Below are 14009 nucleotides of genomic sequence, written 5' to 3'. Positions count from 1 at the left end.
CGGCGACGGCATCCTTGATATGTGAACGTTCGTTCAGGCGTTGTCGCCGCGCGTGAGGCTGCCGTCTCGATGCCCGCGGAGCGCGACATCCTCGACACCGCCGAGGTGTTCGGGTTGCTCTCCGACCCCGGCCGACTGCGTCTGCTGGTCGTGCTGAGCGCGGGTGAGGCGAATGTGGGAACGCTGTCGGCGCTGTCCGGGCTCAGCGAGTCCGCCACCTCGCACGCGTTGCGGCTGCTGCGGGCGCACGAGGTGGTGCACGTCCGCCGGACCGGCCGGCTGGCGTTCTACCGGTTGGCGGACTCCCACGTCGGCGACCTGCTGAGCATCGCGCTGGCGCACGCCCAGCACAGCGACGTCCGCCACGACGAGCCCGGCGACCTGCGGCACGGCGAACCCGATCTTGCGAGCCGGCCATGACTCAGCGCCATCCCGACAGCGAGCACAGCAACCACAACCCCAGCGAGCACAGCCGCGGCAACCGCGCTCACGGCGGGGACGGCCACGCGCATGGGCCTGCCGCGGTCACGGCCCAGACCGACCGGCGCTGGCTGTTCGCCTCGCTGGCGGTGATCCTCGCCTTCATGTCGGGCGAGGTGACGGTGGGCCTGGCGTCCGGTTCGCTGGCGCTGCTGACCGACGCCGGCCACATGCTCACCGACGCCGCCGCGCTGGCGGTAGCGATCGCTGCCTCGAAGCTCGCCCAACGCCCGGCCCGAGGCGCGTACACCTATGGCTTCACCAGGATCGACGCCCTGTCGGCCCAGGCCAACGGCATCACCCTGCTGCTGCTCGCATGCTGGTTCACCATCGCGGCCGTCCGCCGGCTCGTGCACCCGCCCGACGTGGACGGAACCGCCGTGCTGGTGGTGGCCCTGATCGGCGTCGCGGTGAACGGGCTCGCGGTGCTGCTGGCCAGCAAGGCCAACCCGAACAGCCTCAATGTCCGGGGCGCCGTGGCGCACCTGGTCAACGACCTGTGGGCGTTCCTGGCCACCGCGGTGGCGGGCCTCGTCGTCGTCCTCACCGGCTGGGCCGGCGCGGACGCGGTCGCCGCGCTGGTCGTCGCCGCGCTGATGGCGCATGCCGGTGTCGACTTGGTGCGGGCGGCCGGCCGGGTGTTCCTGGAGGCTGCCCCCACCGGCAGCGATCCAGCCCTGATCGGCAAGGCGATGGCCCAGGTCGACGGAGTGACCGAGGTGCACGACCTGCACGTGTGGGACCTGGGCGCCGGTGAGGCCGCACTGTCAGCGCACGTGGTGGTGGCGGAATCCTTCGACTGTCACCAGGTCGCGCTGGGGGTGCGGCTGGTGCTTGCCGACAGCTACCGGATCGGGCACGCCACCCTGCAAGCGGACCACCGGCACCCCGACCGGGCACTAGTCGCTGACGACTGTGCGGGCGTGGGTCACGGCCCCGGCTACGTCGGCGAGCTCGGCACCGTCTGACGACTCGTCAGTAGCGTCTGAGCCGCTGATGTAGGCACGCCACAGCGCCGCGTAGGTGCCGTCGCGGGACAGCAGCTCCTCGTGCGGCCCGTCCTCGACGATCCGACCCTCGGACATCACCAGAATCCGGTCTGCCCGCGCCGCCGTGGTGAGCCGGTGCGCCACCGTCACGGTGGTGCGATGCCGGCTGAGCCGCTGGGTGGCCTCGGTGACGACCGCCTCGCTGGCCAGGTCGAGGGCCGCGGTTGCCTCGTCCAGGAGCAGGATGTCGGGGTCCACCAGCTCGGCACGGGCCAGCGCGATGAGCTGGCGCTGCCCGGCGGACAGGTTCCGACCCCGCTCACCGACCTCGTGCAGGTAACCCTCGCTCAGCGTGGCGATCATGTCGTGTGCGCCTACCGCCCGTGCGGCCCGCTCCACCTCGCGGTCGGTAGCCTCCGGCCGGCCGTAGGCGATGGCGTCCCGAATGCTGCCCGGCGACAGGTAGGCCTCCTGCGGAACGAATCCGAGGTGCCGGCGGTAGTCGGCGAGATCCATGGCGCGCAGGTCCACGCCGTCGGCCCGTACCGATCCCTCGATCGGGTCGTAGAACCGGGCGATGAGCTTGACAACGGTCGACTTGCCGGCGCCGGTCCGGCCGACCAGGGCGACCGATTGGCCGGCCGGTACCCGCAGGTCGATGTCACGTACGGCGGGAGCGTCGGAGTGGTTGTACGCGAACCGGACGCCGGCCATGGTGATCTCGCCCCGAAGGTGGTCCACCGGCCTCGGGTGCTCGGCGTTCGGGGTTCCGGTGGGGGCGCGCAGCAGGTCCTCGAGCCGGGACAGGCCGACCGACGCCTGCTGGTAGCCGTCGAAGACCTGGGACAGCTGCTGGACCGGTGAGAAGAAGGCGTCCAGGTACAGGAAGAACGCGATCAGCGCACCGGCGGTGAGCGTGCCGTGCGACAGTCGGTGCGCACCGAAGCCCAGCACTGCCGCACCGGAGACGTCGGCGAGGAACTGGACAAAGGGGAAATACGCTGCGATGTAACCCTGCGCCCGCAGCCGGGAGTTGCGGTAGTCGCTCGCGGCGCCCAGGAACCGGCGGGTGTTGTGCTGTTCCCGGCTGAAGACCTGAGCCACCCGGACGCCGGCGACGTTCTCCTGGAACTGGGCATTGACGGTGCTCACCCGCTCGCGTGCCTCGACGTAGGCGGGCACCGCGGCCCGCCGAAAGGCCCAGGTGGCGGCCAGCAGGATGGGCAGCGCGACGACAAGGACGAGGGCCAGCTCGGCGTCGAGCACCAGCAGCGCGATCAGCACGCCGACGAGGGTCAGCACGCTGATGAGCGCGGTGGCCAGGCCCGTCTGCAGGAAGTTGGACAGCGCGTCGACGTCGGTGGTCATCCGGGTCATGATGCGGCCCGCCAATTCGCGCTCGTAGAAGTCGAGGCTGAGCCGCTGCAGGTGCGCGAAGGCCTTCACCCGCAGCGTGTAGAGCAGCCGCTCGCCGGTGCGTCCGGTCATCCACTGACCGGCCGCGCTCACCCCCCAGTCGAAGACGAGCACCCCGAGTGCGATGGCCGACACGATGAACAGCACCTGTACGTGGTGCTCTCCGACACCGCGGTCGATGCCGGTCCGGATCAGCGAGGGCAGCACCAGCTGGAGCAGCGCATCCAGGCCGATCAGCACGATTCCCAGCGCGAAGGGCAGCTTCAGCGGTGCCAGCAGCCGGCGCAGGCCGAACTTCTCGTCCGATGCCTGGGCCTGGGCCTCGTCGACCGCGGGGTGATCGGTCGCCGGCGGCAGCGCGGCGACCTTCGCGAGCAGCTCCGGGGTGGCGGGTACGCCGTCGAGCATGCCACCGCCGCCCGGACCGCCGCCGGCTCCGGCGACACCGGCTCGGCCCGCGGCCAGGCTTCCGGTCGATGTGCCGGCCACCGCAACGCCGTTGAGTGAGCCGTCCGGGGAGTCGGGTAGCCGGCGTTGCCACAGGGCGATGGTGACGCCGCCAACCACGGTGGTCGACGGCTCGGCATCCTGGCACAGTTCGCCGGCGTCGATCCCCTCGGCATCGTCTCCGGGACCGCCCAGCAGCAGCCGGAACAGCGGCGAGCGCACCATCAGCTCCTCGAAGGTCCCGATATCGGCCACCCGGCCGTGCTCCAGCACCGCGATCCGGTCCGCGAGTGCCAGGGTCGACCGCCGGTGCGCGACGAGGACCGTGGTGCGACCGGCGATCAGGTGCCGCAGGGTCGCCAGGATCTCGGACTCGACGCGTGGGTCGATGGCGCTGGTGGCGTCGTCGAGCAGCATGATCCGGGGCCGGGTGAGCAGCGCGCGGGCCAGCGCGATCCGCTGGCGCTGGCCACCGGACAGGGTCAGGCCCCGCTCCCCGACGAGGGTGTCATAGCCCTCGGGCAGCTCGGTGATGAAGCCGGCGGCCTCGGCGGCTTCCGCGGCGGCGACGATCTCGTCCTGGGAGGCCCCCGGACGCCCGTAGGCGATATTGGCGGCGATGGTGTCGGAGAAGAGGAAGCTGTCCTCGAACACCATGCCGATGGCGGCGCGGACGTCAGCCAGCCGCAACTGGCGAACGTCGACCCCGCCGATCGACAGGGCGCCGGAGTGCACGTCGTAGAAGCGCGGCACCAGCATGGCCAGCGTCGATTTTCCCGAACCGGAACCGCCGACGATGGCGACGGTCTCGCCCGCGCGCACGGTCAGGTCCAGGCCACGCAGCACCGGTTCGGAGCGGGTGTAGCCGAAGCTGACATCGTCGAACCGGAGCTCCAGCGGACCGGGCGGTATGTCCCGCGCGTCGGGAGAATCCACGACAGCGGGGGAGGAGTCGATCACCTCGAGCACCCGTTCCACGCCGGCTCGGGCCTGCTGGCCGATCGTGAGCAGCGCCGTGACCTGACGCACCGGGCCGACGAGCTGGCCGAGGTAGGTGGAGAACGCCAGGAACGTTCCGATGGTGATCTGGCCGTGCAACGCCAGCCAACCGCCGAGCAGCAGCACGCCGACCTGGCCGAGCCCCGGGATCGCGGTCAGCGCCGAGGAATACTTGGCCTGGAAGCGGACGACCCGCATCCGCATGGCGAACAGGGCGCGGGCCTGCGCGCTGAGCTCGCGGACCTCTCGCTGCTCCTGGCCGAATCCCTTGACGACCCGGACGCCGGTGACCGCAGCCTCGACGTGGCCGACCAGATTGCCGGCCTGCTGCTGCGCGACCCAGTTCGCCGGGAACAGGTCACGTCGTGAGGCGAGCGCGACGAACCACAGGGCCGGCGCGATGGCGAAGGCAACCAGCGTCAGCAGCGGCGACAGCCACAGCATGGCGATGAGGGAGATCACGAACAGCAGAACGTTGCCGGTGAGGGCCGGCAGGAAGGCGAGCAGCCCCTGGACCAGGCCGACGTCGCTGATCGAGCGGCTCACCACCTGGCCGGTCTGCAGGGCGTCCTGCGCGGCCCCGTCCAGTCGCTGCAGGGAGGTGAAGACGTCGCCGCGCAGGTCGTACTGGACGTCGAGGGAGAGCCGGCCGGCAAGGTAGCGGCGGATGAACGTGAGCGCGTACTGCACGAGCGCGGCACCGATGAGCACGAGGACCCAGGGCGTGATCGAGTTTCGGTGGCCGACGGAGTTCGCGGCGGGAGCGCTGACCAGATCGATCACGTGCTTGATGACCAGCGGGACGGCGACCGAGACCACGGCGTCGGCGAGGGCGGCGGCGAAGGCTCCGAAGAGGTCGAGACGGTGGCGTAAGCAGTACCCGAGAAGCCGGCGGATCCAGGACGCGGTCGTGGGTTCGGCTGTTGGCACGACAGCCAGTCTATGCCGTTTGTTAGAAAGCCAAACTTAGGTTCCCGCGACGCCGTCGGTGGCGCTCGGTACGGTCGGCGTCAGGACTCGTCCCGAACCTCTGCCGCGTCGAGATCGGTTCGGACCCCGCGGAACACCGGCTCGCGCATCCGGCGCGCCGGCGACCACCCGAGATGACGAACCTCGATCACCAGCCGGGGGCGGCACCAGCAGGCGCTTTCGGTGCCGCCATCGAGCAAACCGTCGGACGGCGCGTCAGTCGGGCCGTCAGGTGGGCCATCGAATGGGGCGGCGAACGGGGCCGTCTCAGCGGGAATTGCGGACAGCAGCCTGCGCAGGTCCTGGCCGGACCTCGCGCCAATGCCCCGCTCCACCCGCCCGGTGTAGCGCAACAGCCCGGCGCCGTCGGGAAGACCGACGAGCAGCGCCGCCACCCCGTCCTCGGTAGCGGGCAGCCAGCCGCCGACCACGCAGGCCTGATCGCGCCGGTGCGCGGTCTTCACCCAGTCCGGGCTGCGCCGTCCGGGCTGGTAGGTCGAGCCGGATCGCTTCGCCACCACGCCCTCGAGGCCCTGCTCCCGGGTGGCGGACAGCAGCGCCGGGCCGTCGTCATAGCGAGGCGAGGTCCGCCAGGACTCGGCCGGAAGCCGCAGCCTTTCCAGGCTGGCGCGGCGCTCGGTGAGCGGGCGGCCGGTGAGGTCCACGCCGTACAACCGGAGCAGGTCGAAGGCCATCACGGTGGCCGGCTCGTCCTCGGCGAGTCGCCGCGTCCGCCGGGCGTCGGTTCCCCGCAGCCGATCGGTCAGCGCCTCGTGGGACGGCACGCCGTTGCGCAGCACGATCACCTCACCGTCGATCAGCGCGTCCCGGACGGTGCCGGTGACGGGTTCGAGCTCGGGAAAGCTGCCTGTCACATCCCGTCCGACGCGCGAGAGCAGTTGCAGGCCTGATTGCGACACATCGGCCAGTATGCGGAGCCCATCCCACTTGACTTCGTGAAGCCACTCCGCGCCAATGGGTTGTGGGCCAGCAATTGCCAGCATCGGTCGCATACGCTCATGCTGCCCGTCGAACATTTGGCGCGCTAGGCGTGAGGAGCACGGTATGAGGGCGATCTGGAAGGGCGCGGTGTCCTTCGGTCTGGTCAACGTGCCGGTGCGGCTGTTCGCCGCGACCGAAGAGAACGACATCCGCTTTCACCAGGTGCACCGGGCCGACGGCGGCCGCATCCGCTACAAGCGGACCTGCAGCGTGTGCGGTGAGGAGGTCGGGTTCGACTCGATCGCGAAGGGCTATGAGACCAGCGACGGTCAGCTGGTCATCCTCACCGACGAGGACCTGGACAAGCTGCCGGTCGCCACCAGCCACGAGATCGATGTGGTGGAGTTCGTCCCCAGCAGCCAGGTCGATCCGATCCTGTTCGCCAAGAGCTACTTCCTCGAGCCGGACGCCAAGGCCGCCAAGCCGTACGCGCTGCTCCGAGAGGCGCTGGTCGAGACGGAGCGGATGGCGATCGTCAGGGTGGCCCTGCGCCAGAAAGAGACCCTGGCGGTGCTGCGGGTGCGGGACAAGACGATCGTGCTGCAGACCATGCTGTGGCCCGACGAGGTGCGCAAGGCGGAGTTTCCGGTGCTGGACACCGAGGTCGAGCTTCGACCGCAGGAACTGAAGATGGCGGCGTCGCTGGTCGAGAGCATGGCCGCCGATTTCGAGCCGGAGCAGTTCACCGACAGCTACCGGGCGGCCGTCGTCGAGCTCATCGAGGCCAAGGTGGAGCGCGGCGAGTCCGCCCAGCTCGTCGAGGACGAGAAGAAGCCCGCCGCCGGAAAGACCGGTGAGGTCATCGATCTGCTTACCGCGTTGCAGCGCAGCGTGGACCGCGCCCGGGGCGGCACGGTGGCCCAGGCCGGAGCCGGCCAGGACGGCGCCGGCCAGGACGGCGCCGGCGGCAGCGGCTCGGCTGCCAGCGCGTCCGGTAATAACGCAGCGTCTGGTAGTAACGAGGCCGGAGCCGCTCCGAAGAAGGCTGCCCGCAAGGCTCCGGCAAAAAAGGCCGCCGCCAAGAAGGCGCCCGCCAAACGCGCCGCCGCCAAGACCACCGCGGCCGCCCAGGCACCGGCGAAGAAGGCCGCGTCCAAGAGCGCCTGACGTCGAGGCGTCCCGGTTGAGCTGGGTGTACTTTGTGCTGGTGAGTTTTGCTTGCGCGGTAACGACACTGCGCCTGTGGTGGCCGTCCTGCTAGGACGGCTCACTCGACCTGGACCCGTGAACGCACCGGTCCACCACTCAAGGGCCGTCCCCGCCGGGACGGCTTTGTTGTTTCTTCCGGCGTGGACAGCCCGACCTCGGAGGACGACATGACCACGCTCGAGATCCACAATCGGCACCATGGCCAGGATTTGCCGGCACATTCCGATCGTCCGACCGGCCTGGAAGGCGTCCGGGTGCTCACCGGCGACCGGCCCACCGGAGCGCTGCACCTCGGCCACTACTTCGGCACCCTCGCCAATCGGGTTCGGCTGCAGCGCGAGGGTGCGGACCTTCTGGTGGTGGTCGCGGACTTCCAGGTCATCACCGATCGCGACCTTCCCGGCGACCTCCACGAGCTGACGACCGGGCTGGTGCTGGACTACCTGTCGTGCGGGCTCGATCCGGACAGCACGACCATCTTCGCGCACAGCTCCGTCCCGGCGCTGAACCAGCTCGTCCTGCCGTTCCTGTCGCTGGTCAGCACCTCCGAGCTGGACCGCAATCCCACCGTCAAGGAGGAGATCCGGCTGGCCGGCCGGTCGTCGGTCAACGGCCTGATGCTCGCCTATCCGGTGCACCAGGCGGCGGACATCCTGTTCTGCAAGGCGGAACTCGTACCGGTCGGCAAGGATCAGCTGCCGCACCTGGAGCTGACCCGGGCCATCGCCCGCCGTTTCAACGAACGGTACGGACCGGTCTTCGGACTGCCGGATGCGCTGCTGGGCGAAGCTCCGGTCCTGGCCGGCCTGGATGGCCGCAAGATGTCGAAGAGCCTGGGCAACGCGATCGCGCTGACCGACGACCCGGACGTGGTCGCGGCCAAGGTCCGAGGAGCCAGAACCGACTCGGATCGTCGGATCACCTTCGACCCGGCCGGGCGTCCGGAGATCGCCACTCTGCTGACGCTGGCGGGGTTATGCCGGGGTCAGGACCCGGCCGCCATCGCGGCGGAGGTCGGGGACGGCGGTGCCGCACAGCTCAAGCGCGTGGTGACCGCGGCCGTCAACGACTTCCTGGCGCCCATCCGGGAGCGTCGGTCCGAGCTGAGCCGCGTGGACGCCCGCGACATCCTGGCCCGGGGATCGGAGCGAGCCGACGCCATCGCGGCCACGACCCTGGCCGAGGTCACCGAGGCAATGGGCATGAATTACGGCGGTTCACACCGGCCCTGAAGGCGGCCGCCGGAGCCCGGCTCGGCGCGCGGCCAGGAGCAACAGGAGTTGGTGGACGAGCAGGACGTCGGCGACCGCCGCGGCGGCGAAGAGCAGCACGTTGACCGGCGCGGTGAGGGCGAGCGTCTGGCGGGCCAGCTGGTCACCATCCGCTCGTGGAAGGAGCATCGCGTTCACCTGCTCGACCAAACCGTAGGCCAGATAAACGCCGACGATGGCGGGGAGGCCGGCGGGCAGCGTCAACAGCAGCGCGGCGAGGTAGTAGCGGCCGTTGCCGGTGACCTGGGCGGCGGAGGCGAGGCCGGTCACCACCAGAACGTACCCGGCGGCAGCGATCTGGGTGGCGGGCCGCGTCCCCGACAGCACGCTCACCGCGGTGGTTTCAGGACGGCGAAGGGATCGGTGATGGTGAGCTCCCGGCGCGCGAAGCGATACACGGCCGCGGGCCGGCCGCCCGCGCGTCCCGGGGCGGACGTCGCGCCGGTGGGCTCGATCATCTGCCGGCGGGTCATCACCCGGGTGAGGTTGGTGGGGGAGACCTGGTACCCGAGCGCGGCGCTCACCAGATCCCGCAGCTCGGCAATGGTGAATTCCTGTGGCGCGAGCGCGAATCCCACGTTCGTATAAGACAATTTCGCGCGCAGCCGCTCGACGGCGGCATCGATGAAGAACCGGTGGTCGAAGGCCGTTTGCGGAAGGTCGTCGACCGGCTGCCAGGTGGTGTCCGGCGGCGGCTCGGAGTCGGCGTCGGAAGGAACCAGGCCCAGGTAGGCAGTCGCGAGCACCCGGCCGCGCGGGTCACGATCCACGGCGCTGTGCGTTGCGAGCTGCTCGAGATGGGCGATCTCGTGCACGTCGACCTTCACCGCCAGATGCCTGGTGATGGCACCGCGCAGCCGCTCGTCGGCCGACAGGCCACCGCCGGGCAACGCCCAGCGGCCGCGTTGCGGGGACAGCCGGCGACGCCAGAGCAGGACGCACAGCTGCGACTGGCGAACCGACAGCACGACACCCAGTACCTCGTGCGGATAGCTCGGCCACGCCACGCCCAGCCGGTCGGTGCCGGAGTCCTGCACGCCGACTCCGTCCCCCTCCAGCTGTGTGGTCACACGATGGATGCTACCGTGGGCGACAGTAAACGCCTCAGAGGCGAAAACCGGGTGACCACGTGCCCTTCGACGAGAGAAGTACGCGATGAGCAGTGTGACCGTGGGGCGCGACAGCATCGGCATGGACGTGGCGGGTGCCACCGGCACGCTGGAGGCCTCGTGGCAGGACGAGGTGCGCCGGCTCGCCGCGAGCCAGGACGCGGTGATCCTGGCGCACAATTATCAGACCCCCGATATCCAGGACGTGGCTCACCACGTGGGTGACTCGCTGGCGCTGTCGCGGATCGCCGCCAACACCGACGCCAGCACGATCGTGTTCTGCGGCGTGCACTTCATGGCCGAGACCGCCAAGCTGCTCAGCCCCGACAAGCGCGTCCTGGTTCCGACGGCGGAGGCCGGTTGCTCGCTCGCCGACACCATCGACGCCGACGCGCTGCGTGCCTGGAAGTCCGAGAACCCCGGCGCGGCCGTCGTCGCGTATGTGAACACCAGTGCGGCGGTGAAGGCCGAGGCCGACATCTGCTGCACGTCGTCCAACGCGGTCGAGGTCGTGGAATCCATTCCGGCTGACACCCCGGTGCTGTTCCTGCCCGACCAGTTCCTCGGCGCCCACGTGCAGCGTGCCACCGGTCGCACGAACATCAAGGTGTGGATGGGCGAATGCCACGTGCACGCCGGTATCAGCCCGACCGACATCCGCACCCAGGTGGCCGCCCATCCCACCGCCGAGGTGCTGGTGCACCCGGAGTGCGGCTGCGCGTCGTCGGCGATCTGGCTTGCCGGTGAAGGCGATCTGCCCATCGGACGAACCCGGATCATGTCGACCGGCGCGATGGTCGACGCGGCGCGGGAGATGACTGCCAGCACCGCGTTGGTGGCCACCGAGATCGGGATGCTGCATCAGCTTCGCAAGGTCAACGACCGGACGACGTTCCTGCCGATGAACGCCAAGGCCTCCTGCCGCTACATGAAGATGACCAACGCCCAGCTGCTGCTGCGCTGCCTGCGCGAGGGCCGCGACGAGATCACCATCCCCGCCGACATTGCCGCGCCGGCCCGGCGGGCCGTCGAGCGGATGATCGCCATCGGCAAGCCCGGTGGCGGCGAGTAACAGTTACCGTCGGGGGATGGAGACTTCCGCCGCCCTGGAGCGGACCATCCTGGCGTTGCTCGCCAAGCGCCGGCCCGGCGCCACGATCTGCCCGTCCGACGCCGCGCGTGCGGTCTCGGCCGACGGCTGGCGAGAGCTGATGGACGACGCCCGCGCGGCCGCCGGCCGGCTGGTGACCAGTGGCGATGTCGAGATCACCCAGCACGGCGACGTGGTCGACCTGGCCGCGGCGCGCGGGCCGATCCGGATCCGCCGGACCGGAGCCGGCGGGCAGGCGTGACGCAGCGTTCCCTGGCGGCGGATCAGGAGCGGGTGCTGGACTCCTCGGACGGCACAGGCAAGGATGGCGTGGAGAGCTGAGCTGATGTGGAGGATCTGCCGTGGCCGATGGCGTGGGATTGTCACTGTCCGGGATCGTGCTGGACGCGCCTGATCCACAGGCGCTGGCGCGGTTCTACCAGCGGCTGCTCGGGTGGGAGGTGTCCCAGGACGAGCCTGGTTGGGTGAAGCTCCGCTCACCCGAGGGTGGCGCCGGATTGTCCTTTCAGGAAGAGAGCAACTACGTCCGGCCGGTGTGGCCGGCCCGCCCCGGCGACCAGCAGATGTCGGTACACCTCGATGTCCGGGTGGATGACCTGGCCGCGGCTGGTGAGCACGCCCTCGAAGCGGGAGCCGTGCTGGCGGACTTCCAGCCCCAGCAGGACGTCCGGGTCTACCTCGACCCAGCCGGTCACCCGTTCTGCCTGTTCGAGCAGTAGCAGGGCTCGTCCCCAACTCGTTCCGCTTGCCCGACGCGGGCCAGCTCCAGGTCGAGCGGCGTGCGTGCTGCCGGCGAGCCTGCGACGATGCACGCATGACCCAGCACCGGCTCGATCCCACCCCGACAACCGTGACCGACTACTTCAACCCCGAGACGCCGTCGGTGCTGTCGGTCGAGTCCGGCGACAGCGTGGTGGTGCGGTCGCTGGACGCCTCCGGCTACCTGAGCCGTCAGCAGTCGCCGGGGGACCGCCCGCCACAACTGCTTCCGCAGGGACGCGGGCACTGCCTCACCGGTCCGATCGAGGTGCTCGGCGCGCGACCGGGCATGGTGCTGTCGGTTGAGTTCCGCTCGCTGCAGACGGCGGACTGGGGCTGGACGGTCGCTGCGGCCCTGGACAACCGGCTGACCCGCCGGCTCGGCCTGGCGGGCGGCCCGCCGGTCAGCTTCCTGTGGGACATCGACTGGGATATCGACGCCGCCGCGGGCACCGCGACCAACGACCGCGGCCACACCGTAGGACTGGCCCCGTTCCTCGGCGTGGTCGGCATGCCGCCCGCAGACCCGGGGCGGCACTCCACGATCCCGCCGCGCACGGAAGGCGGCGGCAACATCGACTGCCGCGAGCTCGTCGCCGGCTCGACGCTCTTCCTGCCCGTCACGGTGCCGGGAGCGCTGCTGTCCCTCGGGGACGGCCACGCCGCGCAGGGCGACGGCGAGGTGGGCGGAACCGCCATCGAGTGCGGAATGACCACGACCGCGGTGCTGACGTTGGTTGCCGATGCGCCGGTGCCCGGCATCCACGCGGAGACGCCGTCCGGGCGGATCACCTTCGGTTTCGATAAGGACCTGAACGTCGCGATGGGGGACGCCCTGGACAACATGCTGACCTGGATGCAGGGCCTGTACGGCCTCGAGAAGGCAGCCGCCCTGGCACTCGCGAGCGTCAGTGTCGACCTGCGGGTTACCCAGGTGGCCAACGATGTCTGGGGAGTACACGCCGTGCTGCCGACCGGCGCGGTGACGTGGAACGCGTAGAGGCGCCGATCAGTTCGGCATGGCGGCATCGGCATAGGACGGCAGGTCGCGCATGCGTCGTAGCGGGGACAGCAGCACCGGCAAGAACGTCAACGATCCGCCGACGGCCGCGACGAAGAGCGTCGGCCGCACGCCGATCGTCGATCCGAGCAGGCCGCCGAGCACCGCGCCCAGCGGCATGGTGCCCCACACCAGAAAGCGCATTGTCGCGTTCATCCGACCCTGCAACGACGGCGGGCACAGGCCCTGACGGAAGCTGACCTGGGTGATGTTGTAAACCACGATGCCCGTCCACATCACGAGTCCGGCGATGGCCAGCAGCGCCAGTGACCAATCGCGCCGTACGAAGGGTGCGACGAACCCGCACGGGCCGCTGACCAGCGCGGACAGCCAGATGGCCGGTCCCTGGCCCACGCGGGCCGCGAACCGGCGCGCGAGCAGGGAGCCCAGCAGGCCGCCGATGGCCGATGTGGACGAGATCGCGCCGATCCAGCCAGCAGGCAGGCCGAGGTTGCGGGCGAGCAGCACGGTGAACACCGCGGCGCCCATTGCGTTGAAGAGATTGGCTGATCCAGTACACAGGGCGATAGAGCGCAGCAGCCGGTTGCCGAGGACGAACCGCACTCCCTGCCCGATCTCGCGGCGCAGGTTCCGGTCCGGCAGGCGTGCCGGCTTCACGGGCCGCGCCCGGACCGCGGCCACCCAGGCGGCCGACCACAGGAAGCTGACCGCGTCGAGAAGCATGGCGTACGGCGCGGTGAGCACTTGGACGAGCACGCCTCCGACGCTCGGCCCGGCGATCTGAGACACCGATTCGCTGGCCTGCAACTTGGCGTTGCCCTCGACGAGCAGGTCGCGGTCGACCAGTTGTGGCAGGAACGACTGATAGGCGATGTCGAAGAATACCGTGCAGGTACCGACAAGAACGGCAACGGCGTACAGCTGCCCGATCGTCAGCACGCCGAGCCGGTGCGCGAGCGGTATCGATCCCAGTGCGGCCGCGCGAATCAGGTCCTGGGCGATCAGGACGCCGCGCAACCGCATCCGGTCCACCCACGCGCCGGCGGGTAGGCCGATCACCAGAAAGGCAGCGGTCTCGCAGGCGGTGAGCAACCCGACCGCGAACGTGCTCGCGTGCAGGCTGAGGATCGCAACCAGCGGCAGCGCCAATTGGCTGATCATCGTGCCGAACTGGCTGACCGTCTCGCCGATCCACAACCGTCGGAAGTCCAGGTGATGCCAGAGGCCGCCGCGGCGGGGCCGCGTCGGGTCGGCCGTCCGAGAAGTCACGGAAGCCACTGTCGGCCA

At 70.1% G+C, this 14009-nt stretch carries 13 protein-coding genes; 8 read left to right on the top strand and 5 right to left on the bottom strand.

Translation table 11 applies throughout. From position 1 onward, the window contains the following. The first annotated feature begins 21 nt into the window (after positions 1-21). Both RM423_RS15395 and RM423_RS15390 read left to right on the top strand, forming a co-directional pair. The gene (locus RM423_RS15395) at positions 22-420 is read left to right on the top strand and encodes an ArsR/SmtB family transcription factor (protein WP_311423927.1); all 399 of its coding nucleotides are present in this window, start codon (positions 22-24) and stop codon (positions 418-420) included. Then, positions 417-1448, top strand: coding sequence for a cation diffusion facilitator family transporter (locus tag RM423_RS15390; protein WP_311423926.1), 1032 nt, complete (start codon positions 417-419; stop codon positions 1446-1448). Before RM423_RS15395 ends, RM423_RS15390 begins: the two co-directional genes overlap by 4 nt. Here RM423_RS15390 and RM423_RS15385 read toward each other — a convergent pair. Both RM423_RS15385 and RM423_RS15380 read right to left on the bottom strand, forming a co-directional pair. Further along, positions 1380-5261: an ABC transporter ATP-binding protein gene (locus tag RM423_RS15385; protein WP_311423925.1), complete on the bottom strand. Its 3882-nt coding sequence runs from the start codon at positions 5259-5261 to the stop codon at positions 1380-1382. The two genes, RM423_RS15390 and RM423_RS15385, sit on opposite strands and share 69 nt — an antisense overlap. An 80-nt stretch (positions 5262-5341) precedes the next feature. Continuing rightward, positions 5342-6304 (bottom strand): ATP-dependent DNA ligase, encoded by a 963-nt coding sequence (locus tag RM423_RS15380; protein ID WP_311423961.1) that lies wholly within the window; start codon positions 6302-6304, stop codon positions 5342-5344. Positions 6305-6365: 61 nt separating this feature from the next. On the opposite strand from RM423_RS15380, the gene ku reads away from it, so the two are divergent. Both ku and trpS read left to right on the top strand, forming a co-directional pair. Continuing rightward, positions 6366-7409, top strand: a complete 1044-nt coding sequence (gene ku, locus RM423_RS15375) for a non-homologous end joining protein Ku (protein ID WP_311423924.1) — start codon at positions 6366-6368, stop codon at positions 7407-7409. 209 nt (positions 7410-7618) lie between these two features. Beyond that, positions 7619-8683, top strand: a complete 1065-nt coding sequence (trpS, locus tag RM423_RS15370; protein ID WP_311423923.1) for a tryptophan--tRNA ligase — start codon at positions 7619-7621, stop codon at positions 8681-8683. Here the strand turns inward: trpS and RM423_RS15365 are convergent. Both RM423_RS15365 and RM423_RS15360 read right to left on the bottom strand, forming a co-directional pair. Beyond that, positions 8669-9055, bottom strand: coding sequence for a hypothetical protein (locus RM423_RS15365; RefSeq protein ID WP_311423922.1), 387 nt, complete (start codon positions 9053-9055; stop codon positions 8669-8671). The two genes, trpS and RM423_RS15365, sit on opposite strands and share 15 nt — an antisense overlap. Continuing rightward, complete coding sequence (locus RM423_RS15360; RefSeq protein ID WP_396327737.1) at positions 9052-9729, bottom strand: NUDIX hydrolase; 678 nt, start codon at positions 9727-9729, stop codon at positions 9052-9054. Before RM423_RS15360 ends, RM423_RS15365 begins: the two co-directional genes overlap by 4 nt. A 184-nt stretch (positions 9730-9913) precedes the next feature. On the opposite strand from RM423_RS15360, the gene nadA reads away from it, so the two are divergent. The 4 genes from nadA (at position 9914) to RM423_RS15340 (ending at position 12701) form a co-directional block, all read left to right on the top strand. Beyond that, complete coding sequence (nadA, locus tag RM423_RS15355; RefSeq protein WP_396327736.1) at positions 9914-10903, top strand: quinolinate synthase NadA; 990 nt, start codon at positions 9914-9916, stop codon at positions 10901-10903. Between the two features lie 16 nt (positions 10904-10919). Next, entirely contained in the window at positions 10920-11183 is a 264-nt protein-coding gene (locus RM423_RS15350; protein WP_311423919.1) for a DUF3253 domain-containing protein, read from the top strand. A 100-nt stretch (positions 11184-11283) separates the two neighbouring features. Next, positions 11284-11661 carry a VOC family protein gene (locus RM423_RS15345; RefSeq protein ID WP_311423918.1) on the top strand — a complete coding sequence of 126 codons (378 nt, stop codon included), beginning with the start codon at positions 11284-11286 and terminating at the stop codon, positions 11659-11661. A 95-nt stretch (positions 11662-11756) separates the two neighbouring features. Next, complete coding sequence (locus tag RM423_RS15340; RefSeq protein WP_311423917.1) at positions 11757-12701, top strand: acetamidase/formamidase family protein; 945 nt, start codon at positions 11757-11759, stop codon at positions 12699-12701. Positions 12702-12710: 9 nt separating this feature from the next. Here the strand turns inward: RM423_RS15340 and RM423_RS15335 are convergent, their stop codons facing one another. After that, positions 12711-13991, bottom strand: a complete 1281-nt coding sequence (locus tag RM423_RS15335; protein ID WP_311423916.1) for an MFS transporter — start codon at positions 13989-13991, stop codon at positions 12711-12713. Between the last annotated feature and the right edge of the window lie 18 nt (positions 13992-14009).

Origin of the sequence: Jatrophihabitans lederbergiae (assembly GCF_031845305.1) — a bacterium.
GTDB lineage: Bacteria > Actinomycetota > Actinomycetes > Mycobacteriales > Jatrophihabitantaceae > Jatrophihabitans_A > Jatrophihabitans_A lederbergiae.
The sequence above is the reverse complement of the archived record's forward strand: the minus strand, read 5'-3'. Positions and strand labels throughout refer to the sequence as shown.

Excerpts from the sequence above, each read along its gene's own strand:
- RM423_RS15390 (WP_311423926.1), top strand. The coding sequence starts at position 417 with ATGACTCAGCGCCATCCCGACAGCGAGCACAGCAACCACAACCCCAGC.
- RM423_RS15380 (WP_311423961.1), bottom strand. The coding sequence starts at position 6,304 with ATGCTGGCAATTGCTGGCCCACAACCCATTGGCGCGGAGTGGCTTCAC.
- ku (WP_311423924.1), top strand. The coding sequence starts at position 6,366 with ATGAGGGCGATCTGGAAGGGCGCGGTGTCCTTCGGTCTGGTCAACGTG.
- trpS (WP_311423923.1), top strand. The coding sequence starts at position 7,619 with ATGACCACGCTCGAGATCCACAATCGGCACCATGGCCAGGATTTGCCG.
- nadA (WP_396327736.1), top strand. The coding sequence starts at position 9,914 with ATGGACGTGGCGGGTGCCACCGGCACGCTGGAGGCCTCGTGGCAGGAC.
- RM423_RS15350 (WP_311423919.1), top strand. The coding sequence starts at position 10,920 with ATGGAGACTTCCGCCGCCCTGGAGCGGACCATCCTGGCGTTGCTCGCC.
- RM423_RS15340 (WP_311423917.1), top strand. The coding sequence starts at position 11,757 with ATGACCCAGCACCGGCTCGATCCCACCCCGACAACCGTGACCGACTAC.